Annotated in this window: 28 protein-coding genes; 17 read left to right on the plus strand and 11 right to left on the minus strand. The window is 64.0% G+C overall.

All coding sequences use genetic code 11. From position 1 onward, the window contains the following. Positions 1–80: 80 nt before the first annotated feature. Together L6637_RS12710 and L6637_RS12715 are read left to right on the plus strand one after the other, a co-directional pair. Positions 81–1,451 carry a glutamate--cysteine ligase gene (locus L6637_RS12710; RefSeq protein WP_237864108.1) on the plus strand — a complete coding sequence of 457 codons (1,371 nt, stop codon included), beginning with the start codon at positions 81–83 and terminating at the stop codon, positions 1,449–1,451. A 119-nt stretch (positions 1,452–1,570) separates the two neighbouring features. Continuing rightward, positions 1,571–2,164 (plus strand): PAN domain-containing protein, encoded by a 594-nt coding sequence (locus L6637_RS12715; protein WP_237864366.1) that lies wholly within the window; start codon positions 1,571–1,573, stop codon positions 2,162–2,164. Between the two features lie 127 nt (positions 2,165–2,291). On the opposite strand, the gene L6637_RS12720 is transcribed toward L6637_RS12715, so the two are convergent. From L6637_RS12720 to L6637_RS12740, 5 genes are all read right to left on the minus strand, one after another. Further along, a complete protein-coding gene (locus L6637_RS12720; RefSeq protein WP_237870953.1) occupies positions 2,292–2,858 on the minus strand; it encodes a nucleotidyltransferase family protein in 567 nt (188 codons plus the stop codon). A 5-nt stretch (positions 2,859–2,863) separates the two neighbouring features. Further along, positions 2,864–3,211 (minus strand): MmcQ/YjbR family DNA-binding protein, encoded by a 348-nt coding sequence (locus tag L6637_RS12725; RefSeq protein WP_237870810.1) that lies wholly within the window; start codon positions 3,209–3,211, stop codon positions 2,864–2,866. A gap of 9 nt (positions 3,212–3,220) precedes the next feature. After that, complete coding sequence (lepB, locus tag L6637_RS12730; protein WP_237864106.1) at positions 3,221–3,997, minus strand: signal peptidase I; 777 nt, start codon at positions 3,995–3,997, stop codon at positions 3,221–3,223. Then, positions 3,994–5,421 (minus strand): metalloprotease TldD, encoded by a 1,428-nt coding sequence (gene tldD / locus L6637_RS12735; protein WP_237870812.1) that lies wholly within the window; start codon positions 5,419–5,421, stop codon positions 3,994–3,996. The genes lepB and tldD overlap by 4 nt, the downstream gene beginning before the upstream one ends. 110 nt (positions 5,422–5,531) lie before the next feature. Beyond that, the gene (locus tag L6637_RS12740; RefSeq protein WP_237870814.1) at positions 5,532–6,092 is read right to left on the minus strand and encodes an invasion associated locus B family protein; all 561 of its coding nucleotides are present in this window, start codon (positions 6,090–6,092) and stop codon (positions 5,532–5,534) included. Between the two features lie 447 nt (positions 6,093–6,539). Here L6637_RS12740 and coxB point away from each other — a divergent pair, with 447 nt between their 5' ends. From coxB to L6637_RS12785, 9 genes are all read left to right on the plus strand, one after another. Then, positions 6,540–7,385, plus strand: a complete 846-nt coding sequence (gene coxB, locus L6637_RS12745; RefSeq protein WP_237870816.1) for a cytochrome c oxidase subunit II — start codon at positions 6,540–6,542, stop codon at positions 7,383–7,385. Between the two features lie 88 nt (positions 7,386–7,473). Further along, positions 7,474–9,102 carry a cytochrome c oxidase subunit I gene (ctaD, locus tag L6637_RS12750; RefSeq protein WP_237864102.1) on the plus strand — a complete coding sequence of 543 codons (1,629 nt, stop codon included), beginning with the start codon at positions 7,474–7,476 and terminating at the stop codon, positions 9,100–9,102. A 65-nt stretch (positions 9,103–9,167) separates the two neighbouring features. Next, positions 9,168–10,112 carry a heme o synthase gene (locus L6637_RS12755; protein WP_237864101.1) on the plus strand — a complete coding sequence of 315 codons (945 nt, stop codon included), beginning with the start codon at positions 9,168–9,170 and terminating at the stop codon, positions 10,110–10,112. 7 nt (positions 10,113–10,119) lie between these two features. Next, entirely contained in the window at positions 10,120–10,284 is a 165-nt protein-coding gene (locus L6637_RS12760) for a CoxF protein (protein ID WP_128954359.1), read from the plus strand. A gap of 6 nt (positions 10,285–10,290) precedes the next feature. Then, positions 10,291–10,935, plus strand: a complete 645-nt coding sequence (locus L6637_RS12765; protein WP_237864100.1) for a cytochrome c oxidase assembly protein — start codon at positions 10,291–10,293, stop codon at positions 10,933–10,935. Between the two features lie 64 nt (positions 10,936–10,999). After that, complete coding sequence (locus L6637_RS12770; protein WP_237864099.1) at positions 11,000–11,896, plus strand: cytochrome c oxidase subunit 3; 897 nt, start codon at positions 11,000–11,002, stop codon at positions 11,894–11,896. Between the two features lie 96 nt (positions 11,897–11,992). Then, a complete protein-coding gene (locus tag L6637_RS12775; RefSeq protein ID WP_237864098.1) occupies positions 11,993–12,394 on the plus strand; it encodes a DUF983 domain-containing protein in 402 nt (133 codons plus the stop codon). Then, on the plus strand, positions 12,391–13,155 hold the full coding sequence (locus L6637_RS12780; protein WP_237864097.1) for an SURF1 family protein: 765 nt from the start codon (positions 12,391–12,393) through the stop codon (positions 13,153–13,155). Before L6637_RS12775 ends, L6637_RS12780 begins: the two co-directional genes overlap by 4 nt. Positions 13,156–13,265: 110 nt before the next feature. After that, positions 13,266–13,631: a nuclear transport factor 2 family protein gene (locus L6637_RS12785; protein ID WP_237864096.1), complete on the plus strand. Its 366-nt coding sequence runs from the start codon at positions 13,266–13,268 to the stop codon at positions 13,629–13,631. A 225-nt stretch (positions 13,632–13,856) separates the two neighbouring features. Here the strand turns inward: L6637_RS12785 and L6637_RS12790 are convergent, their stop codons facing one another. Continuing rightward, positions 13,857–15,197 carry a histidine kinase gene (locus tag L6637_RS12790; protein ID WP_237870819.1) on the minus strand — a complete coding sequence of 447 codons (1,341 nt, stop codon included), beginning with the start codon at positions 15,195–15,197 and terminating at the stop codon, positions 13,857–13,859. 87 nt (positions 15,198–15,284) lie between these two features. Here L6637_RS12790 and L6637_RS12795 point away from each other — a divergent pair, with 87 nt between their 5' ends. From L6637_RS12795 to L6637_RS12815, 5 genes are all read left to right on the plus strand, one after another. Next, positions 15,285–15,929, plus strand: a complete 645-nt coding sequence (locus tag L6637_RS12795) for a response regulator transcription factor (protein WP_237864094.1) — start codon at positions 15,285–15,287, stop codon at positions 15,927–15,929. 528 nt (positions 15,930–16,457) lie between these two features. Further along, positions 16,458–17,876 (plus strand): threonine synthase, encoded by a 1,419-nt coding sequence (gene thrC, locus L6637_RS12800; RefSeq protein WP_237864093.1) that lies wholly within the window; start codon positions 16,458–16,460, stop codon positions 17,874–17,876. Further along, positions 17,873–19,162 (plus strand): M16 family metallopeptidase, encoded by a 1,290-nt coding sequence (locus tag L6637_RS12805; protein ID WP_237864092.1) that lies wholly within the window; start codon positions 17,873–17,875, stop codon positions 19,160–19,162. The genes thrC and L6637_RS12805 overlap by 4 nt, the downstream gene beginning before the upstream one ends. A gap of 41 nt (positions 19,163–19,203) precedes the next feature. Beyond that, positions 19,204–19,791, plus strand: a complete 588-nt coding sequence (locus tag L6637_RS12810; RefSeq protein WP_237864091.1) for a GNAT family N-acetyltransferase — start codon at positions 19,204–19,206, stop codon at positions 19,789–19,791. Between the two features lie 128 nt (positions 19,792–19,919). Beyond that, positions 19,920–20,570: a hypothetical protein gene (locus L6637_RS12815; RefSeq protein ID WP_237870821.1), complete on the plus strand. Its 651-nt coding sequence runs from the start codon at positions 19,920–19,922 to the stop codon at positions 20,568–20,570. 124 nt (positions 20,571–20,694) lie between these two features. Here L6637_RS12815 and L6637_RS12820 read toward each other — a convergent pair whose 3' ends face one another. The 5 genes from L6637_RS12820 to L6637_RS12840 form a co-directional block, all read right to left on the minus strand. Further along, entirely contained in the window at positions 20,695–21,180 is a 486-nt protein-coding gene (locus tag L6637_RS12820; RefSeq protein WP_237870824.1) for a F0F1 ATP synthase subunit B family protein, read from the minus strand. 5 nt (positions 21,181–21,185) lie between these two features. Beyond that, on the minus strand, positions 21,186–21,752 hold the full coding sequence (locus L6637_RS12825) for a F0F1 ATP synthase subunit B (RefSeq protein ID WP_237864088.1): 567 nt from the start codon (positions 21,750–21,752) through the stop codon (positions 21,186–21,188). A gap of 61 nt (positions 21,753–21,813) precedes the next feature. Further along, the gene (locus L6637_RS12830) at positions 21,814–22,041 is read right to left on the minus strand and encodes a F0F1 ATP synthase subunit C (RefSeq protein ID WP_092238250.1); all 228 of its coding nucleotides are present in this window, start codon (positions 22,039–22,041) and stop codon (positions 21,814–21,816) included. Between the two features lie 53 nt (positions 22,042–22,094). Then, positions 22,095–22,844 (minus strand): F0F1 ATP synthase subunit A, encoded by a 750-nt coding sequence (locus L6637_RS12835; RefSeq protein ID WP_237870826.1) that lies wholly within the window; start codon positions 22,842–22,844, stop codon positions 22,095–22,097. A gap of 114 nt (positions 22,845–22,958) precedes the next feature. Then, on the minus strand, positions 22,959–23,333 hold the full coding sequence (locus L6637_RS12840) for an AtpZ/AtpI family protein (protein WP_237864086.1): 375 nt from the start codon (positions 23,331–23,333) through the stop codon (positions 22,959–22,961). 114 nt (positions 23,334–23,447) lie between these two features. Here L6637_RS12840 and L6637_RS12845 point away from each other — a divergent pair, with 114 nt between their 5' ends. Further along, the gene (locus L6637_RS12845; RefSeq protein ID WP_237864085.1) at positions 23,448–23,624 is read left to right on the plus strand and encodes a hypothetical protein; all 177 of its coding nucleotides are present in this window, start codon (positions 23,448–23,450) and stop codon (positions 23,622–23,624) included.

The raw sequence follows: 23,624 nt of genomic DNA on the forward strand, positions 1-23,624 counted from the left end.
CGTGCACCCCTGGGGGTTCGCGGACCGTCCCCATCACCCGCGCGCCTTCGATCGAAGCGCCCTTTTGATTAGAGTTTGATATGGCGCGAGACCAGATCGATATGACGCCGCTGCAATCACGCGACGAGCTCGTCGCGTGGTTCGAGGCCGGCTGCAAGGACCCGTCCGAATTCCGTATGGGTACCGAGCACGAGAAGACGCCGTTCACGCTCGAAGGCCACCGTCCCGTGCCGTACGAAGGCGCGCGCGGCATCGGTGCGCTGCTCGAGGGCATGAAACTCCTGCTCGGCTGGGAGCCGATCATGGAGAAGGGTAACATCATCGGTCTCTACGACGTCACCGGCGGCGGCGCGATCTCGCTCGAACCCGGCGGACAGTTCGAACTGTCAGGCGCGCCGGTCGAGAACGTGCACCAGACCCAGAGCGAGCTGATGGCGCATCTGGCGCAGGTGCGCGAGATCGCGACTCCGCTGGGCATCGGCTTCCTCGGCCTCGGCATGACGCCGTCCTGGTCGCGCGCCGACATCCCGGTCATGCCCAAGGGCCGCTACAAGATCATGACCAACTACATGCCGAAGGTCGGCCAATACGGCCTCGACATGATGTACCGGACCTGCACGGTGCAGACCAATCTCGATTTCTCCTCCGAAGCCGACATGGTCAAGAAGCTGCGCGTCTCGCTGGCGCTGCAGCCGGTCGCGACCGCCCTGTTCGCCAATTCGCCGTTCACGGAAGGCAAGCCGAACGGCTTCCTCTCCTTCCGCTCCGAAATCTGGCGCGACACCGACAATGCGCGTGCTGGCATGATGCCGTGGGCGTTCGAGGACGGCATGGGCTTTGAGCGCTATGTCGACTACGCGCTCGACGTGCCCATGTATTTCGTCAAGCGCGGCGACGATTACATCGACGTGTCGGGCTCCTCGTTCCGCGCCTTCTTCGACGGCCGCAACAACAATCTGCCCGGCGAGCGTCCGACGCTGTCGGACTGGGCCAACCATCTCTCGACGATCTTCCCGGAGGTACGGCTGAAGCGTTACCTCGAGATGCGCGGCTCCGATGGCGGCCCATGGGGCCGGCTGCCGGCGCTGTCGGCGTTCTGGGCTGGACTGCTCTATGACGACGTGTCGCTCGATGCAGCCTGGGACTTGGTGAAGCACTGGACTGCACATGAACGCCAGGCGCTACGCGACGATGTGCCGCGCTTCGGCTTCAAGGCCCGGATCAAGGACCACTATCTGTTCGAGATCGCCAAGGAATGCCTCGTACTGGCACATGCGGGCCTGCGTCGCCGCGGTCGCATCGACGCCATCGGCCGCGACGAAACCCGGCATCTGGAGCCGCTCGATCGCATCATCGATTCCGGTCGGACACCGGCCGAGGAGATGCTCGAGAAGTTCAACGGCTCCTGGAAGGGCTCGGTGGAACCGGCCTACGCGGAATACGCGTTCTAGCTCTAGGCAAATAGACCAACGACCAGGTTCTAGGCCGTTCATCGCCCGTACAGGTTTACGGCGATCAAATGACCGGCCGAAAAAACCTGAGCGTCGTCAATAACTCGAAAGCTGTTCCGATGGGGAAGGGCCGCCCGCCTGAGGCCGTCATGGCAAAGGTCGTGATGGCAAGGGCTTTGGCTTGCGTCGTGGCCTGTGCCGCGCTGCTTGCGCTCGCCTTTGCGAGCGTCCCTGCCCGAGCCCAGACGGCGTTCGACCGGCCCGGCGGCGATTATTTCAGCACGCCGGTCACGTCGGGTGATCCCGAGGATTGCGCATTGCTTTGCGAGCGCGATCGCCGCTGCCGCGCCTGGAGCTTCAGCTATCCTGATATCGATGGGGCCGCGGCTGTATGCTGGCTCAAGAATACCGTGCCGCCGCGACAGCCAGCCAATTGCTGTATCTCCGGCGTGCGCGGCGCCGGCGTGATCGAGCCGCGTGTCGAGGGCGTCGAGACCTCGATCGACCGCCCCGGCGGCGATTTGCGCAATTTCGAGCTCAAGGAGGGCGAGGGCGAGGAAGTCTGCAAGGCCGCCTGTACCGCCGACAACAAGTGCCGCGCCTTCACCTATGCCCGCCCCGGCTATACCGGGCGCGAGGCGCGCTGCTTCCTGAAAAAGGACATCAAGCCGCCGCGGCGGAAGGCCGGGTTCACGTCGGGCGTGGTGCGGTAGGCGCAGCCTTTTCCACCGACATTGCGAGCGCAGCGAAGCAATCCAGCGTCTCTCCGCGGAAGGATTCTCGATTGCTTCGCTGCGCTCGCAATGACGATGTGGATGCATCGCGGGGAAAGACGACATCTCACTCCGCAGCAATGACCGTAAGCTCCGGCCATAGCGCCTTCCATCGCGCCACCTTCGCCGCGTAATTTGCCGCGGAAAAATTCGGGCCGGGATTGGGGCGCGCAATCAGGTCCGCGACGTCGCCAAGCCCGTGCGGCGCGTAGACCTCGTAACCGTCACCAGCAGGCTTCACGCCCACTTGCGTGTTCTGCGTCAGGAAACGGTCGATGCCGTCAGTCGAGCACGACAATGGCGGATAGGGCAGGGCGTGCTTGGCCGGGTACCACAGATGCACGCGGGCCTGGTTGCGGGTCTCGATCTTGACGCCGAGATGATCGAGCTGCGCCTGCAGTTTGCGGATCACCGCGTCCTCCGCGTCCCAGGAGGTATCAGGATCGAAGTAGAAGATGTCGTAATCGGCGATGCCGTGATCGATGGCGCGGCCCGTGAGCACATTCCATACCGTCTGCACCAGGCATCCCGAGACCAGCCACGCATCCGGCAGCGCGAGCCGATCAAGCTCATCAAGGATCGCGACGTTGACCGGGTTCTTCAGCGCCAGCGCAAGAAAGCGCGGCTCATCCATGAGCGTCATGCATTTGCGCGCGCATCATAGTCCGCTCGCGCTGCCTTCGATGCCAGCACGCGCCAGCGCCGCCGCAAAAGCGTCTCCACGATCGCGCGCTTCGCCTTGGACAGGCGGATCAGAACGATCGGATAGTCCGCGTAATGATCGGTGAAGTAGAAGATCTTCGGTTGGCTCTCGACCAGCATCGCGCGCTCGTCGATCGGCACGTCAGGCATCACCAGGCTGTCGCCATCCTCTTTCAGGCGCGCCAGCATCTTCTTGCGCACCTTCAGAGCGGGGGTGCCGTAGGAAGTGCCGTCCTCGACCTCCGGCCACGTCAGCGCAAATTTTCTGACGTCGTCGAAGGTCATGAGACCTCCTCAGTGCACGGCGGTGAAGAACCGCGCGAGCCGGAAGCCGGAGAGCCAGGTCCAGACCGGTTGGCCGCGCATGCCGAGATCCCAGGAGCCGAGCACGGCATCGGCACGGCCGACGAGATTGTCGACCGGCAAGAGGCCAACGCCGCCAGAGCGCAGCGGCACGCGGCTGTCGGCGGAGTTGTCCCTGTTGTCGCCGAGCACGAAAAGATATCCCGCCGGCACCTTCACCTCGGGCGTGTTGTCGAGCGGACCGTTGTCGCGCATCTTGAAGATGAGGTGCGAGACGCCGTTCGGCAGCGTCTCGACGTAACGATAGGCCGGCTCGCTGCCGCCATTGTCGTCTTCGGCGGCACCAACGCCGTCAGGCTTCAATTCGGCGGGACGGTCGTTGATGAAGAGCTGCCCCTGTCGCATCTGGATGCGGTCGCCGGGAAGGCCGACGACGCGCTTGACCCAGGCCTGCGAGCGGTCGCCGGGCCAGCGGAATACGACAACGTCGCCTTGCTTCGGCGTCTCCGCGAAGACCCGGCCGGTTTCCGGCAGGTTGATCTGGATCGGCAGCGACGAGGTGCCGTAGCCATAGGGGAATTTCGAAGCGAGCAGCGCGTCGCCGATCAACAGCGTCGGCTCCATCGAGCCCGACGGCACGTAGAACGGCTCGGCGAGCGCGCCCTTGGCGATGAAGACAGCAGCGACGATGCCGGCGAGCTGCACCAGCTGTGCGACAAAGCCGGAGCCCTTCCGCTTGGGAGCGGCAGTTACCTTCTCAACGCTCATGCGCCCGTTCCACCCACCGTAATGCGTTCCATCAGAAGCGACGGCTGGCCGACGCCGACAGGCACGCCCTGGCCGTTCTTGCCGCAGGTGCCGATGCCGGTATCGAGCGCGAGATCGTTGCCGATCATGCGGATGCGATGCAGGTCGGTCGGCCCATTGCCGATCAGCATGGCGCCCTTCAGCGGCGCGCCCAGCTTGCCGTTCTCGATCTTGTAGGCCTCGGTGCACTGGAACACGTATTTGCCCGAGGTGATGTCGACCTGCCCGCCGCCGAAATTTGCGGCAAACACGCCGTTCTTCACCGACGCGAGAATCTCGGCCGGGTCGCGGTCGCCCGCGAGCATGTAGGTGTTGGTCATGCGCGGCATCGGCACATGGGCATAGCCCTGGCGCCGGCCATTGCCGGTCGGCTTCATGTTCATCAGCCGCGCGTTCTGGCGGTCCTGCATGTAGCCGACCAGGATGCCGTCCTCGATCAGCACGGTGCGGTTGGTCGGCGTGCCCTCGTCGTCGATCGACAGCGAGCCGCGCCTTGAGGCGATGGTGCCGTCGTCGACCACGGTGACGCCCTTCGCGGCGACCTGCTGGCCCATCAGGCCGGCGAAGGCCGAGGTCTTCTTGCGGTTGAAGTCGCCCTCGAGGCCGTGGCCGACCGCCTCATGCAGCATCACGCCGGGCCAGCCGGCGCCCAGCACGACGTCCATTTCGCCCGCGGGGGCCGGAATCGATTCCAGATTGACCAGCGCCTCGCGCAGTGCGCCGTCGGCGGCTTCGCGCCAATTCTTGCTCTCGATGAACTCGGCATAGCCGGCACGGCCGCCATAACCCTTGCTGCCGCTCTCCTGGCGGTCGCCTTGACCCGCGACGACGGAGATGTTGACGCGCACCAGCGGGCGGATGTCGCGATAGCTCTCGCCGTCGGGGCGCAGGATCTCGACGACCTGCCAGGTCGCGCCCAGGCTGACGCTGACCTGCCGCACCCGCGGATCCTTGTCGCGCATGTAAGCGTCGATCTCGGCGAGCAGCTTGACCTTGATCTCGAAGCCCGGCGCATCCAGCGGATTCTCATCGCCATAGAGGCGGACATTGGTGTGCGGGGGCGGGGCGGCAAAGCTGCCGGAATAGCCGCCGCGTACGGCCGCGACAGCGTCGGCGGCGCGAATCAGCGCCGGCAGCGACACATCGGAGGAATGCGCATAGCCGACCGCATCGTCCTTGACGGCGCGCAGGCCAAAGCCCTGCGAGGTGTCGTAGGTCGCTTGCTTCAGCCGCCCATTGTCGAACATCAGCGCTTCGGTCTGGCTGTATTCGAGGAACAATTCGCCGTCGTCGGCACCGGAAAGCCCACGCGCGACCTCGTTGCGAACCTGGTCGCGGTCGAGATTGGCGCGGTCGAGCAGGGAGGTTGTGGCAGGATTGGTCATGCGTCCGTCCATTATCGGGGGATGTGAGGCAAGATAATGGTTTTGGATTGGTTCCGCGAGGGCGCGACGCCTCACATTACGGAAACAATAGGTTCGCCGCTGGCTTAGCCCTACGGCAGCTTGTCATAGCCCTCGCCGAGCCCGTTCAGGCTGAGCGGGAAGCCGATGCCTTCTTCCGGCGTCTCGAAGATGATGAAGGTCGCGGTCTTGGCGCTGCGGAGCTGGCCGAGCAGCTTGTCGTCCATGACGACCTCGGCGACGCAGCCATTGGGCAGGCAGCGGACGAAGCCGGCGCGGCCGACGTCCTGGTTGTCGAGCTTCAGTCCGAGGCCGGAGGGCAGCAGCACGCCCAGGGGGGCGACCACGCGCATCAGGCGGCTCTTCTGGTCGGCGGTCTTGAGCACGATCACGGTAAGGCCCGCATTGGAGCGGTCCTCCGCCACCACGCTCTGGATCAGGGCGCATTGCTCGGCCTGGGCGCCCGGCGGGGTGTCGCAGCGGATCTGCCAGTCGCCATGAACGGAGCGCACCGCGCCCTGCGCATGGGCAACGCTTGATAGGAGAAGGCCGGGAAGGGACAGGGAAAGGGCGACTGCCAGGAGGCCGATCAGCGTCGTGAGACCGTTAGTCGGCCATTTAGCCGATCTTGCCATGCATCTCGAAAGCCCCATCGGGGTCGGTCCCTCTGCTCGCTTAGGTCGCTCGCGCTGGAGGACTGATACGGGAATGACGGCGTCTTGAAGGCAATTCACAAGCAAATTCCGCGCCGCCTTGGCCGCCATTGCCGCCACGAATCAGGTTCCTGCGGGGCCCTCCGCCTGTGCCTACAGCGAGCAATCCGGCTGTCAAGCCGCGGCATCCCGGGAAACGGTATTTTTGTCTGATGTTACTAGGAAATATCTTGCGGGTGATCGCAGACAGAGGGGCCTCAAGACTGCATTGCGATAGATCAAGAATTATGGTTTGAGAGGCTTGATTTCGGCGTTCTAGCGATCTGGCCCCAATTCCTCTTAGAGGTATTCTTGCGCGGCGGTTTGTCAGACGGGCGGATCGAATAAGCGTTCCCCAAAAACAGGGGAAGGCACTTGGGGTGATTTCGTTAGGGGAGCGCGAACGGCATGAAGATGTCGATGGGCCGGGTGGGCCGACACTTGCTGGGATTGGCCGTGGCGGGTCTGGCGCTGGCGACGGGCGGTGCGGCATTTGCCGAGGCCGAGCTCGGGCAGCCGGCGCCGTGGGAATGGCACCTGCAGGGCTCTGCTTCCCCGGTGATGGACAACATCGTCTGGTTCCATAACTTCTTGTCCGTGCTGATCATCGTCATCACGCTGTTCGTGCTGGCGCTGCTGGTCATCGTGGTGATGAAGTTCAACGCGAAGGCCAATCCGGTGCCGTCGCGGACCACCCACAACACGCTGATCGAGGTGGTGTGGACCCTGGTGCCGGTGCTGATCCTGGTCGGCATCGCGGTGCCGTCGTTCCGCCTGCTGTTCCTCGAGCTCGACGTGCCGAAGGCGGATCTGACCATCAAGGCGACCGGCAAGCAGTGGTACTGGTCCTACGCTTACCCTGATAACGGCAAGTTCGAGTTCGACTCGTTGCTGGCTCAGGACAAGCAGCCCCGCCTCCTCGGCGTCGACAACGAGATGGTGGTTCCGGTCAACAAGGTGATTCGTGTTCAGGTCACCGGCGCCGACGTCATCCACGCGTTCGCGCTGCCGGCGTTCGGCGTCAAGATCGACGCCATACCGGGGCGCCTGAACGAGACCTGGTTCAAGGCCACCAAGACCGGCATGTTCTACGGCCAGTGCTCGGAGCTTTGCGGCAAGGACCACGCCTTCATGCCGATCGCGATTCGCGTGGTGAACGATCAGGAGTTCGCCTCCTGGGTTGAATCGGCGAAGAAGAAGTTTGCGAGCGGCGGCACCAGCACCTTCGCCTCCGCGGCCGGCCCGACGCAGTAGGCGCCGGGCGACGGCTCAAAGGGACTGAAAGCGATATAAAGGGCGGGACCTCCAAAGGTCCGAACGGGACGCAAGGCAGGATTTGAAAATGGCAACCAGCGCAGCGGCACACGGCGATCACGCGCAAGACCACGGACATGACCACGAGCACGCCCATCCGACGGGATGGCGTCGCTACGTCTATTCGACCAACCACAAGGACATCGGTACGATGTACCTGATCTTCGCGGTCATCGCGGGCATCATCGGTGCCGCGATGTCGATCGCGATCCGTGCCGAGTTGATGTTCCCGGGCGTCCAGATATTCCACGAAACGCACACCTATAACGTATTCGTGACCTCGCACGGCCTGATCATGATCTTCTTCATGGTCATGCCCGCGATGATCGGCGGCTTCGGCAACTGGTTCGTGCCGCTGATGATCGGCGCGCCGGACATGGCGTTCCCGCGCATGAACAACATCTCGTTCTGGCTGCTGCCGGCCTCCTTCGCGCTGCTGCTGCTGTCGAGCTTCGTCGAGGGCGAGCCCGGTGCCAACGGCGTCGGCGCCGGCTGGACCATGTACGTGCCGCTGTCGGCCTCAGGCCACCCGGGCCCGGCCGTCGACTTCGCGATCCTCTCGCTGCATCTGGCGGGCGCCTCGTCGATCCTCGGTGCCATCAACTTCATCACCACGATCTTCAACATGCGCGCGCCGGGCATGACCCTGCACAAGATGCCGCTGTTCGTGTGGTCGATCCTGGTGACGGTGTTCCTGCTGCTGCTGTCGCTGCCGGTCCTCGCCGGCGCGATCACCATGCTGCTCACCGACCGTAACTTCGGGACCACCTTCTTCAATCCCGAGGGCGGCGGCGACCCAGTGCTGTTCCAGCACCTGTTCTGGTTCTTCGGTCACCCCGAGGTGTACATCCTGATCCTGCCCGGCTTCGGCATGATCAGCCAGATCGTCTCGACCTTCTCGCGCAAGCCCGTGTTCGGCTATCTCGGCATGGCCTACGCCATGGTCGCGATCGGCGGCATCGGCTTCGTGGTGTGGGCGCATCACATGTACACGGTCGGCATGTCCTCGGCGACGCAGGCCTACTTCGTTGCCGCCACGATGGTGATCGCGGTTCCGACCGGCGTGAAGATCTTCTCCTGGATCGCCACGATGTGGGGCGGCTCGATCGATTTCCGCGCCCCGATGATCTGGGCCGTGGGCTTCATCTTCCTGTTCACGGTCGGTGGCGTCACCGGCGTCGTGCTGGCGAACGCGGGCGTCGACCGCGTGCTGCAGGAGACCTATTACGTCGTCGCGCACTTCCACTACGTGCTGTCGCTCGGCGCGGTGTTCGCGATCTTCGCCGGCTGGTACTACTGGTTCCCGAAGATGACGGGCTACATGTACAACGAGGCGATCGCGAAGGCGCACTTCTGGTTCACCTTCGTCGGTGTCAACCTGGTGTTCTTCCCGCAGCACTTCCTCGGCCTGTCGGGCATGCCGCGCCGCTATGTCGACTATCCGGATGCGTTCGCCGGCTGGAACCTGGTCTCGTCGATCGGCTCCTACATCTCCGGCTTCGGCGTGCTGATCTTCCTCTACTGCGTGTTCGACGCCTTCATGAAGAAGGTCCCGGCGGGCGACAATCCCTGGGGCGCTGGCGCCACCACGCTGGAATGGACGCTGCCCTCGCCGCCGCCGTTCCACCAGTTCGAAGTGCTGCCCCGCGTGCAGTAAGCAACAAAACTCCCGCGGCGCCCGTGACGGGCGCCGCGGCTCTACAACGAAACGAGCAGGTTTAAGTGTCCGTCCTCGATCAGAACGCCATCGACATCAATCCCCGCATCTCCGAGGCGGAGGTTGGTGACTACCTCGCGCTGCTCAAGCCGCGGGTGATGTCGCTCGTGATCTTCACCGCGCTGGTCGGGATGGCGATGGCGCCGGGACATTTCCACTGGGTGCTCGCAATCACCTCGCTGCTCTGCATCGCCGTCGGCGCCGGTGCCTCGGGCGCGCTCAACATGGCGCTCGAGGGCGATATCGACGCGAAGATGTCGCGCACCGCGAACCGTCCGATCCCGCGCGGCCGCATCACCCGGCCCGAAGCGATGGCGTTCGGCATGACGCTCGCCTTCTTCTCGGTGATGACGCTCGGCATCCTGGTCAACTGGATCGCGGGTGCGCTGCTCGCCTTCACCATCTTCTTCTACGTCGTCATCTACACGATGGGCCTGAAGCGCTGGACCGCGCAGAACATCGTGATCGGCGGCGCCGCCGGCGCGCTGCCGCCGGTGGTGGCCTGGGCTTCTGTCACAGGCACGGTCGATGTCGAGCCGCTGCTGCTATTCGCCATCATCTTCTTCTGGACGCCGCCGCACTTCTGGGCGCTGGCGCTGTTCCGTTCCGACGACTATGCCCGCGCCGGCATTCCGATGCTGCCCAATGTCGCCGGCCCCGACGCGACCCGCCTCCAGATCCTGCTCTACACCATCGTGCTGATCGCGGTGGCCGCAGCACCCTGGGTGCTTGGCTATTTCGACGCCGTCTACGGCATCGTCTCGCTGATCCTTGGTGCCGGCATGCTGGTGCTCGCGATCAACGTCTATATGCGCCGGACGCGAGCTGCGTCGCTGCGCGCGACGCGAAAGCTGTTCGCCTTCTCGATCCTGTACCTGTTCGCGCTGTTCGCGACCTTGCTGGCCGAGGTCGTGTTCCGGGCGCTTGCTCCGATGGTTGGGGGCGCATGAGGCAGGAATGGCTGACAAACCCGAGCCAGATGGAATCGTCCTTACCGAGGCGCAGAAGAAGAGCCGTCGCCAGCGCTCCATTGCCATTGCTTTGGCGCTCGGTGTGCTCGTCATCCTTTTCTTCGCCGTCACCATGGTCAAGGGACCGGCGGTTCTAGTTCGGCCGCTGTAGGGGAAGATGGATCAGAAGCCGACCATATCGCAGGATCAGAGCCGGACGGCCAGGAAGGGGCTCGGCCGCGATGTGCTGGTCGCCTCGATCTGCGGCGGCGTGGTCGCATTGATGGTCGGCGCGTCCTACGCAGCGGTGCCGTTCTACAACTGGTTCTGCCGCGCGACCGGCTTCAACGGCACGACCCAGGTCGCGATCTCTGCGCCCGCCACCGGCCCGATCGCGCGCAAGATCGCGGTGCGGTTCGATTCCAACGTCGCCCCCGGCCTGCCCTGGAAGTTCGAGCCCGAGCAGACCGAAATCGAGGTCAATATCAGCCAGGTCACGACGATCTATTACACCGTGACCAACCAGGCCGCGCGCACCACCTCAGGCCAGGCCGCCTACAATGTCGCGCCGCTGACGGTCGGGTCGTACTTCCAGAAGATCAATTGCTTCTGCTTCACCGAGCAGACCATGGCGCCCGGCGAGAAGCGCGAGATGCCCGTGGTGTTCTACGTCGATCCGTCGATCGTCAATGACCACGACAATGATGGGCTCAGCACTATCACGCTGTCCTACACGTTCTATCCAGTGAAGGATCCGGTGGTGAAGCCGATCGCATCCGGCGACGACGACAAACGCAAGGGAAATCTCCAGCCGCCGGGTTGACGCTCAGGGGTTGGACTAAGGGGATAAGTGCCGGATAGGCACGGGATTGAGGAGACAGACCGCAATGGCTACCGCGCAAGGCAAGCATCACGACTACCATCTGGTCGATCCGTCTCCGTGGCCGGCGGTCGGCTCCGTCTCTGCCTTCATCATGGCGGTCGGCGCGATCACCTGGATGCACCACATGGTCTCGGCCGCGCCGATCATCTTCGGCATCGGCACCGTCGGCGTGCTCTACACCATGGCGAGCTGGTGGGGCGACGTGATCAAGGAAGCCCAGTACAAGGGCGACCATACCCGGGTCGTACAGATCAGCCATCGCTACGGCATGATCCTGTTCATCGCCTCCGAGGTGATGTTCTTCGTTGCCTGGTTCTGGGCCTATTTCAACGCCGCGCTGTTCCCGGCCGATGCCGTCCACGCCACCCGCGACGCCGTGTTCGGCTGCGGCCTCGGCACGGCTGCCGGCGCATGCTCGGCCCCGGGCACCTGGCCGCCCCATGGCATCGAGACCTTCGATCCCTGGCATCTGCCGCTGCTGAACACGCTGATCCTGCTTACCTCGGGCACCACGGTCACGTGGGCGCACCACGCCCTGCTCGAGAACGATCGCCAAGGCCTCAAATATGGTCTGATCCTCACCGTCCTGCTGGGCGCGACCTTCACCGCCGTGCAGGCCTACGAATACAGCCACGCGGCGTTCTCGTTTGCCGGCAACGTCTACGGCGCGACCTTTTTCATGGCGACCGGTTTCCACGGCTTCCACGTGCTGGTCGGCACCATCTTCCTGATCGTGTGCCTGGCGCGCGCCTACGCCGGCCACTTCACGCCGAAGCAGCACCTCGGTTTCGAGTTTGCCGCCTGGTACTGGCATTTCGTCGACGTGGTCTGGCTGTTCCTGTTCCTGTGCATCTATGTCTGGGGACACGGCGCCGAGACCATGGCCCACGGCGCGCACTGAGCCGCGGCTGATCATCTGCAAAGGGCGGCCGCAGGGCCGCCCTTTCGCTTTTCAGCGGCCGGAGTTTTGGCCGAAACTGTGATAGGCTTGCGTGCGATGAACGACACCGCCGACACCCCAGAGGCCCAGCCCACTGTCCTGCAAAGCGCGCTGCGCGGGCTCGCCTGCAAATGCCCGCGCTGCGGCGAGGGCAAGCTCTATGCGGGCTTCCTGACGCTGGCGCCCTCCTGCAACCGCTGCGGCCTCGACTACGGCTTCATCGATGCTGGCGACGGTCCGGCGATCTTCATCATCATGCTGGCCGGCGCGATCGTGGTCGGCTGCGCGCTCGTCGTCGAGGTCAAATATCAGCCGCCATTCTGGCTGCATGCGGTGCTGTGGCTGCCGCTGATCCTCGCCACCACGCTCCTGCCGCTGCGCTCGATGAAATCCCTTCTGATCGCGCTGCAATTCCATCACAAGGCGGCCCCGGGCCGGCTGATCGACCGCGGGAAATGAACGAGACTTTGCGCAAGCCCGGTGTGGCTGGCTTCATGCTGTTCACGCTTTTGCTGACCGCCGCTTTCGTCGCGCTCGGCGTCTGGCAATTGCAGCGCCGCACCGCCAAGCACGAGCTGATCGCTGCGCTCACCGAGCGCCTCGCGGCAGCACCCGTTGCGCTGCCGCCGCCTGCACAATGGCCCACGCTGACGCCTGCGCGCGACGAGTTTCGCCGCGTCAGCTTCACCGCGACCTATGCAGCGTCGCCGGATGCGATGGTCTATTCGTCCGGCTCCGCCGTGCGTAAGGATGCATCCACCCCCGGCACCTGGGCTTTCCTGCCGGCGCGGCTGCCGAGTGGTGAGATCGTGGTGATCGATGCAGGCTTCGTCGAGAACACAATGCAGGAGCGCGGGGTCGAGGATCGCGCGGTGCAGAAGCTTGTGACCGGCGCGCCCGTTACGCTCACCGGCTATCTCCGTTTCCCGGAAGAGGCGGGATGGCTGACGCCGGCCGAAAATCGCGACAAGCGGTTGTGGTTCGTGCGCGATCATCTGGCAATCGCTAGCGCCCTGGGCTGGGGCACGATCGCGCCTTTCTACGTCGATCTCGAGCAGCCGGTGCCGGCGAACGGCATTCCGCGCCCGGGTCCGCTCGACGTGCATCTGAAAGACGACCATCTGCAATACGCGATCACCTGGTTTGCACTTGCCGGTGCCGTGCTGATCGCATTTGTCGTGTGGGTGAGGGGACGACGAAAGGGCGAAGTCCGTCCGTAGGTTCCCGGTGGGAACCCGTTATCGTCCGGTCTTTATTATTCAGCGCATATTCACGAGGGTGATCTTAAGCCGCCTCCAAGTTTTTTCAGCGGTAAACAGGATTGCTGGCGTTGAGCGATTTCGATCAGATGGGCCTTGTCATTGATTGGGTGGATGCCTGCCGCAAGGGTGACCTCCCGACGCTGCTCGACCTCTATGCCGACGATGCCGAGCTGAAATGCACCTGCAACGGCACGCAGAACTATCGCGGCCGGCGCGAGCTCGAAACCTATTGGGGACCGAAGCTCAGCGCCTTTTCCTCGGCGGGTTTCGGCCTGGAGGAAATCCATCCGGCGCAGAACGGCATCGATCTCGAATATTCCGTCGCAGGTGCGTTGCGCGTCCGCGCCTCGTTTCGTTTCAGCGCGGAAGGCAAGATCCACAGCACGCTGTGCGAGCCGGCGCAGCAGGGCTCGCACGATTGCTGTGCGTGCTAAAGCATGATCCGGAAAAGTGCGAAGCGGTTTTCCGAAAAGATCATGCTCAAACAACAACCTGAAGCGCGATGACGATTCATCCTAATCTCATCGCGCTTTAGAGCATGATCCGGAAAAGTGTGAAGCGGTTTTCCCTCGCGACATCAGCGGGACGCGTTTGCGCGGAGATCATGCTCAAACAACAACCTGAAGCGCGACGACGATTCATCCCAATCTCATCGCGCTTTAGCCCGAGATCGGCTCGCCCCTGATCTCCCCGAGTGGAAGGCGACAGCGCACATAGGTGCGTTCGTCCGCACGCAGCAGGGACAGCGAGCCGCTGAGCGCGCGGACGCGCTCGTGCATGCCGGTCAGGCCGCGGCCGAAAACATTGTCGGCGGGAAAGCCGCCGCCGTCATCGGAGACTTCGACGGTGAGCGCACCGCCCGATATCGCCGCTTCCACATGGGCATTCTTCGCTCCGGCATGGCGCAGCACGTTGGTCAACGCCTCCTGAATCACACGGTAGACGGTCCGGGCCAGTGGCCCGCTGATCCCGTTGAGGTTAGAATCTATCGTTGCGGTGAGGCCGATATGCCGCGCTTGCGAGCGGAAATTGCGGAGCAGCGTCTGCACGCTGGCCTCGAGCCCCAATTCCTCGATGTAGAGCGGCCGCAACCGGTCGAGGATGCGGCGATTGGTCTGCTGGAGCGCCTCGATGGATCGCATCACCTCCTGCACGGAGTTGCCGAGATGTCCCGTCTGCGGCGAGGCCTCGCTCAGTGCGATCGTGCCGGCACGGATGCTGAACAGCAACGGGCCAAGCTCGTCATGCAGCTCGCGGGCGAGATCGTGCCGCTCATCATCCTGGAGCGACACCAGGCGATGCAACAGGTCGCGATTGTGCTGGCTCAATTGCGCGAGCGTTGCGGCAAGGGCATTGGCCTCCTCACAGCTCTGCCGGATTTCCGGCGGCCCTGCGACCGGGATCGGCGTCGCATAATCGCCGCGCCGAATGCGCGTCAGGCCCGCGCCGAGATCTTGCAGCGGCTGCAGCGCCGATCTCGCGAAGAGAAAGGCGATCGTGCCGGTCAACACCATCAGCACGGCGATGAGGCTCGTCAGGGCCAGAAAGCCGATCCATTTCTCGAACAGATCAGCTGACAGGTCGGGCACGAACACGATGTCACCAACGCGTTTGCCGTCGATGATCACAGGAGATGCTGCGTCGATATCAGGGATGGCGATCAGGTCCACAAACCATTGCGGCACGCCATGCACCCTGTGCAGGCCATCCCTCACGGACGGCGCAGGACCCGCCTCCACAGGCCGGAATTGGATATCATTGGAGGTAGCCAAGGAGCCGACGAATGCGTCGAGCATCTTGCGCGGACTGTCTGACGCGCTCAGGGCGCTGTTGAGTGCGACAGCAACGGTCTGCACTGAGCGTCGACCAGGTTCGTTCTCGTCCGCCAGCTGGCTGGCCGAGAAGCTCTGGAGCAACACGCCCCCCATGACCAGCGCGGCGACAAAGCTCACGCCGAGTGGAAGGAACAACTGGGTTCTGAACGGAAGTCGTTGCCACATTAGGTCAATTCTAACGCGCATTGGCGGGATTCTCTCTTTCCATTTGTTCCCGCCAGTCTATGAGTTACCAAAACAAGAGAGTGCGCGATGCAAGACACAACCAAGCTGGCGACCCGGGTCCTGATCGTCGATGACCACCCCGTTGTGCTGTCAGGTTGTCGCACCCTGTTTGCCTCCGACCATTCGATCCGCATCGACGAAGCGAACGACGCCAAATCCGGACACAAGGCCTATATCAGCAAGCGGCCGGACGTCACGGTCATCGACATCAGCCTGCCCGACGTCTCGGGCTTCGAGTTGATGCGCCGGATCCGCAAGGACGATCCAGGCGCCAAGATCATCATGTTCAGCATGAATGAAGATCCGGCCTTCGTTGTGCGCGCGGTGGAGCTCGGGGCGCAGGGCTATGTCTCCAAGGGCGACGATCCCCGGATCCTGCTCAAGGCCGTACGCAAGGTGGTCGCCGGCGACAATTTCATCTCGCCCCAACTCGCGGAGGCCGTGACGTTCTCGGGCGCTGCGATCAAGGCGAATCCGGCCTCGCAAATGACGCCGCGGGAGCTTGAAATTCTTCGCCTGCTCGGGCGCGGCAACAAGATCGTCGAGGTCGCCGAGGCGCTCGGTATCTCCTACAAGACCGTCGCCAACACTACCTCCCTGCTCAAGCAGAAGCTGGGAGCCAAGAACCATTCCGACTTGATTCGGATCGCGGTGGAAATCGGGATGAATTGACCATTCAGGGGCTGAGCCGGCTGCTCAAGGATGCAGCCGGCTCAGTCGTTGGACCGGTCTGCCGCGCGTCCGGGCAATGTGTGGACGACGGCGGATACCTTCCGCCGACATAATGGGACGGTGAGGCGTTCGTTCCCCGTTCCTTTGCATGGAGTCAGGAGAAAGCGGCAACGATGCCAGGCGCGCGGCGGCGCGATCGCTGGCCCTGCACCTGGGCGTACCGGGAAAAATTGGAACATTTGGCGCCCGCGCCGTTTTTCTCCTTGACGATTTCGTGACAGGAAACGATAGCTCGAACCAATGATTTTCGGGGCCGGCGCCCCAGTGACGAAAACCGGGTCTGCACACATCAACGACAGACCTTCCAAGAGAGGGGCTGCGGCATCGCCGCAGCCCTTTTTCGTTGGGCATGGTGTGGCTCTCCAAAACACTCTATGGTGCCGCAAAGCCTCTGGCTTGGAACTAGGAACATCGTGAAATCAAAGGCTTAAGCCCGGATTTGGACCGCGCCAGCCTTTGGAGGGCAGTTTGACTCGTTATATCTCGACCCGGGGCGAGGCCCCTGAGCTTGGCTTCTGCGACGTGATGCTGACCGGGCTTGCCCGCGACGGCGGCCTGTATGTGCCCGTGACCTGGCCGCACCTGTCGACCGAGACCATCGCCGGCTTCTTCGGTCGGCCCTATTGGGAGGTCGCGGTCGAAATCATTCGTCCGTTCGTCGGCGGCGAGATTTCCGACGCCGAGCTCGGCCGCATGGCGAACGAGGCCTATGCCACGTTCCGTCATCCGGCCGTGGTGCCGCTGCGTCAGATGTCGCCGCATCAATTCGTGCTTGAGCTGTTTCACGGTCCGACGCTCGCCTTCAAGGACGTGGCGATGCAGCTGATCTCGCGGCTGATGGACCATGTGCTCGCCAAGCGCGGCCAGCGCACCACCATCGTGGTCGCAACATCAGGCGACACCGGCGGCGCCGCGGTCGAAGCCTTCGCGGGGCTGGAGAATGTCGACCTCATCGTGCTGTTTCCGCACAAGCGCATCTCCGAGGTGCAGCAGCGCATGATGACGACGACGGGCGCGGCCAATGTCCACGCGCTCGCCATCGAGGGCAATTTCGACGACTGCCAGGCGCTCGTGAAGGGGATGTTCAACAACCATCGCTTCCGCGATGCGACCTCGCTGTCGGGTGTCAATTCCATCAATTGGGCGCGCATCGTCGCCCAGGTGGTCTACTACTTCACATCAGCGGTTGCCGCCGGCGCACCGGCGCGCGCGGTGGACTTCATCGTGCCGACCGGCAATTTCGGCGACATTTTTGCCGGCTACGTCGCCAAGCGCATGGGCCTTCCGGTCCGCACCCTGCGCATTGCCGCCAACGTCAACGACATCCTCGCCCGCACGCTCAAGACCGGCATCTACGAGGTGCGCGAGGTGCACGCCACCGCATCGCCGTCGATGGACATCCAGATCTCCTCGAATTTCGAGCGGCTGCTGTTCGAGGCGAGCAAGCGCGATGCTTCGAGCGTCCGCCGGCTGATGGAGTCGCTGAAGCAGTCCGGCCGCTTCGTGCTGCCGGATGCGACGCTGGCCGCAATCCGCGAAGAATTCGACGCCGGCCGCGCCGACGAGACCGAGACCGCGGCCGCGATCCGCGCCGCCTGGCGCGAGGCCGGCGAGCTCGTCGATCCCCACACCGCCGTGGCGCTTGCGGTTGCCGATCGCGACACCACCGACACGACCGTGCCCAACATCGTGCTCTCGACCGCCCATCCCGCCAAATTCCCTGATGCGGTGGAGGCCGCCTGCGGCCAGCGGCCGCAGCTGCCGGCCTGGCTCGACGGCCTCATGACCAAATCCGAACAGATGAAGGTGATGAAGAACGATCAGGCCGAGCTAGAGCGGTTCGTGCTGTCGGTCAGCCGCGCCGCGAAACAGGGAGTTGCCGGATGAGCGTCGAGATCTCCAAGCTTGCCTCCGGCCTGACCGTCGTTACCGACAACATGCCCCATCTCGAGACCGCCGCGCTCGGCGTCTGGGCCGGCGTCGGCGGCCGCGACGAGAAGCCGAACGAGCACGGCATCTCGCATCTCCTGGAACATATGGCCTTCAAGGGCACCACCGGTCGCTCCTCGCGCGAAATCGTGGAGGAGATCGAGGCGGTCGGCGGCGACCTCAATGCCGGCACCTCGACCGAGACCACGTCCTACTATGCCCGGGTGATGAAGGCCGACGTGCCCTTGGCGCTCGACGTGCTCGCCGACATCCTCGCCAATCCCGCCTTCGAGCCCGACGAGCTCGAGCGCGAGAAGAACGTCATCGTGCAGGAGATCGGCGCGGCGCAAGACACGCCAGACGACGTCGTGTTCGAGCACCTCAACGAGCTCTGCTATCCCGACCAGCCGATGGGCCGCTCGCTGCTCGGCACCGCCAAGACGCTGAAAAGCTTCAATCGCGACTCGCTGCGCAACTACCTCTCGACGCATTATCGCGGCCCCGACATGGTGGTGGCGGCGGCCGGCGCCGTCGATCACAAACAGGTGGTCGCCGAGGCCGAGAAGCGCTTTGCGAGCTTCGAGGCGACGCCGGGGCCGAAGCCGCAGGGTGCCATGTTCGGCAAAGGCGGCGCCAAGGTCGTGCATCGCGAGCTCGAGCAGGCGCATCTGACGCTGGCGCTGGAGGGCGTGCCGCAGACCGATCTGTCGCTGTTCTCGCTCCAGGTCTTCACCAACATCCTCGGCGGCGGGATGTCGTCGCGGCTGTTCCAGGAGGTGCGCGAGAAGCGCGGCCTCTGCTATTCGATCTACTCGTTCCACGCGCCCTACACCGACACCGGCTTCTTCGGCCTCTACACCGGCACCGATCCTGCCGACGCGCCTGAAATGATGGAGGTCGTGGTCGATATCATGAATGATTCGGTCGAGACCCTGACCGAGGCCGAGATCGCCCGCGCCAAGGCGCAGATGAAGGCGGGCCTGCTGATGGCGCTGGAGAGCTGCTCCTCGCGCGCCGAGCAGCTCGCCCGGCACGTGCTGGCCTATGGCCGGCCGCAGACGGTGCAGGAGCTGGTGGCCCGGATCGATGCCGTCAGCGTCGAATCGACCCGCGATGCAGCGCGTGCGCTGCTGTCGCGCAGCCGCCCTGCAGTTGTCGCATTAGGCAGCGGCAGGGGTCTGGACACGGCGGTGTCTTTTGCGGAAGGATTGACCCGGGCGCGGGCCAAGGCGCGGCTGCATTAGGAGCCGCGCTGGCGGACCGTCCACCCCCGGGAAGCATCACCATGGCCCTGTTTCGCCTGCCATCCAGTGGACCTGCTGCTCTCGCCCCCCGCGGCAACGGATTGTTGCTGCGCGCCCCGCAGATGTCGGACTTTCTGCAGTGGGCGCACTTGCGCGAGAGCAGCCGCGATTATCTGACGCCGTGGGAACCGATCTGGCCGTCGGACGATCTGACCCGCTCCGGCTTCCGGCGCCGCCTGCGCCGCTATTCCGAGGACATCGCCGCGGACCGCTCCTATCCCTTCCTGGTCTTCCGTGAGCTCGATGGCGCCATGGTCGGGGGCATCACGCTGGCCAATGTCCGCCGCGGGATCGTCCAGGCTGGCACCATCGGCTATTGGGTCGGCCAACCCCACGCCCATCGCGGCTACATGACGGCAGCGCTCCGGGTGCTGCTGCCGACGCTGTTCGGCGAGCTCAATCTGCACCGGGTCGAGGCCGCCTGCATCCCCACCAATGCGCCGTCGATCCGGGTGCTGGAGAAGTGCGGTTTCTCCCGCGAGGGGCTGGCGCGCCGCTATCTCTGCATCAACGGGGTCTGGCAGGATCATCTGCTGTTTGGCTTGCTGCACGAGGATTTTCGCGGCTGAGCCGGCTTCCCGTGCGGCCAAAGTCCAATTTCCTGCTGTCTTTTCCTGCCTTGGGTTCGCCGATTTTGGCGATATAACCCGCACGAGCCGGCTGATCGGCCGGATGTTGTGATGGAGTACTGCCGTTCATGAATGAGCTTCGATCATTGCGGAATGCGCTGCGGCGGGGTCCGGTGATCGCGCTGGCGCTGTCGGTATCATTGGCGGCGGTGTCGCCGGTCGCTGCGCAATCGCTGACCGACCGCTTCAAGAGCCTGTTCGGCGGCAAATCCGACGACCCCGCGCCGCCGAAGCCCGCGCCTGCGCCTGGCGCGCCTCAGGCCGACGACGAATATGATTGCCCGCAGGTCACGGTGCGCGCCGGAGCGTCCACCTATGGCGTCGGGGCGAGCGGCAAGCCGGCGGTCGGCAACGACGTGCGTTTCCAGGCCTCGATCTCCAAGATGGCGCGTGAATGCATCCGCAATGGCGGCGAGATCACCGCGCATATCGGCATCCAGGGCCGCGTCATAGCGGGCCCCGCTGGCGCACCTGCGACGGTCGAAGTTCCCTTGCGCGTTGCCGTGGTCCAGGGCGGCGTCGGCGAGAAAGTGATCGCCTCGAAGGCGTACCGGACCACGGTCCAGATGACCGAGGGCGCCAGCGTGCCCTTTACCTTCGTCGCCGAGGATCTGTCCTACCCGCTGCCGTCGGCCGCAGTCGCCGATTCCTACATCTTCTATGTCGGCTTCGACCCGCAGGCGTTGTCGCCCGAGCCGAAGGTGCGGAAGAAGAAGTGAGCCACTCGCCCAGCTGTCATGCTCCGGCTTCGCGGGTGATGACACCGCATTTGCGGGTGCGCTATCGAAAACAAAAAAGCCGGCGCTATCAGCGCCGGCTTTTTGATGGGTGAGGACGGACCCCTCAGTTCAGCTTCTGGCGAACCTCGGTAATGCCCTTGGCGAGCAGATCGTCGGCGACCTGGCCCTTGACCGACTGCGACAAGATCGTGGAGGCGGCCTGCACGGCGGCTTCCGCGGCTGCGGCACGGACATCGGCCAGCGCCTGGGCCTCGGCGAGCGCGATCTTGTTCTCCGCGGTCTTGGTACGACGGGCGACGAAGTCTTCCATCTTCGCCTTGGCCTCGGTCGCGATGCGCTCGGCTTCGCTCCTGGCGTTGGCGATGATATCGGCGGCCTCGCGTTCGGCCGAGGCGCTGCGGGCCTTGTAGTCGGCCAGCACCTTGGCGGCTTCCTGCTTCAGGCGCGTCGCGTCGTCGAGCTCGGCCTTGATGCGCTCGGCGCGCTTGTCGAGCGCCGACATCGCCGACTTGAAGATCCCGAGATAGCCGAACACGACCATCAAGATCACGAAGGCCACGGCGACCCAGGTTTCAGGATCGAAGAACATATCGACTAACCCTTCAAGGACGCATCAACGGCGGCATTGACCGACGCCGCATCCGGAATGACGCCGGTGAGCTGCTGCACGATGGTGCCTGCCGCATCGGCCGCGATGCCGCGGACGTTGCTCATGGCGGTTGCGCGGGTCGAGGCGATGGTTTTCTCCGCCTCGGCGAGCTTGGCCGCCAGCTGCTCTTCCAGGGTCTTGCGCTCGGCTTCCGCCTGCGCATTCGCCTTGTCGCGGGATTCGTTGCCGATCGCCTGCGCGCGCGAGCGCGCCGAAGCGAGCTCGCCTTCATAGGCCTTCAGCGCCGCCTCGGACTGATCCTTCAGCGTCTGCGCTTCCGCGAGGTCACCCTCGATCTTGTTCTGACGCGCTTCGATCGCACCGCCGACCTTCGGCAGAGCGAGCTTGGCCACGATCACGTAGAGCAAGACGAAGAAGATCGCGAGCGACACCAGCTGCGAAGCAAAGGTGCTGCTCTCGAACGGCGGGAAGCCGCCGCTGTGATGACCGCCGTCGGCTTCGGTGTGGGCGTCGGTCGCCGGAGCTTTCGCCCCGCCATGACTCTCGGCCATGGAGTACTCCTGTTGCTGTCACGCGCCGCTTCGGATGAAGCGGCGCGGAAGAAGTCGTTCTTTAGAAAACGAACAGCAGAAGCAGCGCGATCAGCAGCGAGAAGATGCCGAGCGCTTCGGTCACGGCGAAGCCGAAGATCAGGTTGCCGAACTGGCCCTGAGCGGCCGACGGATTGCGGACGGCTGCGGCGAGGTAGTTACCGAAGATCACGCCGACGCCGACGCCCGCGCCGCCCATGCCGATGCATGCGATGCCCGCGCCGATAAGTTTTGCTGCTGTCGGATCCATTTTAGACTCCTTGGAAGAAAGATTGGGTTTTGGGTGGAAATTCCCCGGACCGCTCAGTGTCCCGGATGAATGGCGTCGTTGAGGTAGATGACGGTCAGGATCGCAAACACATAGGCTTGCAGGAACGCGACCAGGATCTCGAGCGCATACAGCGCGACCGTGAGCGCCAGCGGCAGCACGCCGCCGACCCAGCCGACGGCGCCGAGCGAGAAGCCCAGCATGGCGACGAAGCCCGCGAACACCTTCAGCGCGATGTGGCCGGCCAGCATGTTGGCGAACAGACGGATGCTGTGCGAGACCGGCCGCAGGAAGAACGACAGGATCTCGATGAACATGACCAGCGGCAGGATGTAGCCGGGGACGCCGTGGGGAACGAAAATCTTGAAGAACTTCAGGCCGTTCTTGGCGACGCCGTAGAACAGCACGGTGAAGAAGACCACCAGCGCCAGCGCCACGGTGACGATCAGATGGCTCGAGATCGTGAAGGTGTAGGGAATGATGCCGACCAGGTTCGAGACGCAAATGAACATGAACAGCGAGAAGATCAGCGGGAAGAACTTCATGCCTTCCGCGCCGGCGTTGCCGCGGATCGTGGCAGCAATGAACTCGTAGGAAATCTCGGCGACCGACTGCAGGCGGCCCGGAACCAGCTGCGTGCCGCTGGCCAGCATCAGGATCGAGATGATGGCGACGGCCACCAGCATGTAGAGCGATGAATTGGTGAAGGCGATCGTATGATTGCCGATATGGCCCAGCGTGAAGAGAGGCTCGATGTTGAACTGGTGGATCGGATCGATTTTCATCGGCGCGGCATCTCTTGGTCTGCCGGACGAGCCGGCGTGTCTCGGTCTGCCGGCCGGGCCGGCCCGCACCGGCGAAACCGGCGCGACAATTCCTCTCCGTGGATCGGATCGGCTTTACGAACCACCGCGCCTGTTTTGACCCGCGCCCGCCGACCTCACCACATTCACCACGCCGGCCACGAAGCCCAGCAGCAGGAACACGATAAATCCGAAAGGCGACGTCGACAGCAAGCGGTCGAAACCCCAGCCAATCCCCGCTCCGACAGCGACACCGGCGACCAACTCGGAGGATAACCGAAAACCAAGCGCCATCGCCGAGGCTCTGGCCGCTCCGTCTCCACCGTCACCTGCGGGTTGCTCGGTCTTGATCTGGCGGTCGCGAAATTCGGACAACCGCTGATCGAGACTTCCGAGCCGTTCGGAAAGCGCAGCTTCCTCGGGCGATCTATCGCGACCTCCATTCCCGCTGTGTCCCGTGTCTTGAGCCATGCCACGAAGACCCGAAACGCTGCGGTTGAATGGAAATTACGCCCGCCACCCTCAAAAGCCGCGCGGACCATACTGACCGCACATAATCAAGTCAAGCCAAGTCACGATCGCGTCGTGATCGGCTATATAATTGATTTTATTGAGGATATTGACCCGCACGCGAGCGCTGCACACAGCGTGACGCCGCACCGCAGCAGCTCTCCGCGCGATCTGCCGCTGTGGCCGACATTTCGCCGCGCTCTCGGGATCAAAGGGGCGGCCGCCACTGTTGATTCAACGGGTGGGTTTTGA

Source organism: Bradyrhizobium zhengyangense (assembly GCF_022012435.1).
GTDB classification, from domain to species: Bacteria; Pseudomonadota; Alphaproteobacteria; order Rhizobiales; family Xanthobacteraceae; genus Bradyrhizobium; species Bradyrhizobium zhengyangense.

Coding starts and splice junctions, on each gene's coding strand:
- L6637_RS12710 (WP_237864108.1), top strand. CDS start 81: ATGGCGCGAGACCAGATCGATATGACGCCGCTGCAATCACGCGACGAG.
- L6637_RS12715 (WP_237864366.1), top strand. CDS start 1,571: ATGGGGAAGGGCCGCCCGCCTGAGGCCGTCATGGCAAAGGTCGTGATG.
- L6637_RS12720 (WP_237870953.1), bottom strand. CDS start 2,858: ATGGATGAGCCGCGCTTTCTTGCGCTGGCGCTGAAGAACCCGGTCAAC.
- L6637_RS12725 (WP_237870810.1), bottom strand. CDS start 3,211: ATGACCTTCGACGACGTCAGAAAATTTGCGCTGACGTGGCCGGAGGTC.
- lepB (WP_237864106.1), bottom strand. CDS start 3,997: ATGAGCGTTGAGAAGGTAACTGCCGCTCCCAAGCGGAAGGGCTCCGGC.
- tldD (WP_237870812.1), bottom strand. CDS start 5,421: ATGACCAATCCTGCCACAACCTCCCTGCTCGACCGCGCCAATCTCGAC.
- L6637_RS12740 (WP_237870814.1), bottom strand. CDS start 6,092: ATGGGGCTTTCGAGATGCATGGCAAGATCGGCTAAATGGCCGACTAAC.
- coxB (WP_237870816.1), top strand. CDS start 6,540: ATGAAGATGTCGATGGGCCGGGTGGGCCGACACTTGCTGGGATTGGCC.
- ctaD (WP_237864102.1), top strand. CDS start 7,474: ATGGCAACCAGCGCAGCGGCACACGGCGATCACGCGCAAGACCACGGA.
- L6637_RS12760 (WP_128954359.1), top strand. CDS start 10,120: ATGGCTGACAAACCCGAGCCAGATGGAATCGTCCTTACCGAGGCGCAG.
- L6637_RS12765 (WP_237864100.1), top strand. CDS start 10,291: ATGGATCAGAAGCCGACCATATCGCAGGATCAGAGCCGGACGGCCAGG.
- L6637_RS12770 (WP_237864099.1), top strand. CDS start 11,000: ATGGCTACCGCGCAAGGCAAGCATCACGACTACCATCTGGTCGATCCG.
- L6637_RS12775 (WP_237864098.1), top strand. CDS start 11,993: ATGAACGACACCGCCGACACCCCAGAGGCCCAGCCCACTGTCCTGCAA.
- L6637_RS12780 (WP_237864097.1), top strand. CDS start 12,391: ATGAACGAGACTTTGCGCAAGCCCGGTGTGGCTGGCTTCATGCTGTTC.
- L6637_RS12790 (WP_237870819.1), bottom strand. CDS start 15,197: ATGTGGCAACGACTTCCGTTCAGAACCCAGTTGTTCCTTCCACTCGGC.
- L6637_RS12795 (WP_237864094.1), top strand. CDS start 15,285: ATGCAAGACACAACCAAGCTGGCGACCCGGGTCCTGATCGTCGATGAC.
- L6637_RS12805 (WP_237864092.1), top strand. CDS start 17,873: ATGAGCGTCGAGATCTCCAAGCTTGCCTCCGGCCTGACCGTCGTTACC.
- L6637_RS12810 (WP_237864091.1), top strand. CDS start 19,204: ATGGCCCTGTTTCGCCTGCCATCCAGTGGACCTGCTGCTCTCGCCCCC.
- L6637_RS12815 (WP_237870821.1), top strand. CDS start 19,920: ATGAATGAGCTTCGATCATTGCGGAATGCGCTGCGGCGGGGTCCGGTG.
- L6637_RS12820 (WP_237870824.1), bottom strand. CDS start 21,180: ATGTTCTTCGATCCTGAAACCTGGGTCGCCGTGGCCTTCGTGATCTTG.
- L6637_RS12825 (WP_237864088.1), bottom strand. CDS start 21,752: ATGGCCGAGAGTCATGGCGGGGCGAAAGCTCCGGCGACCGACGCCCAC.
- L6637_RS12830 (WP_092238250.1), bottom strand. CDS start 22,041: ATGGATCCGACAGCAGCAAAACTTATCGGCGCGGGCATCGCATGCATC.
- L6637_RS12835 (WP_237870826.1), bottom strand. CDS start 22,844: ATGAAAATCGATCCGATCCACCAGTTCAACATCGAGCCTCTCTTCACG.
- L6637_RS12840 (WP_237864086.1), bottom strand. CDS start 23,333: ATGGCTCAAGACACGGGACACAGCGGGAATGGAGGTCGCGATAGATCG.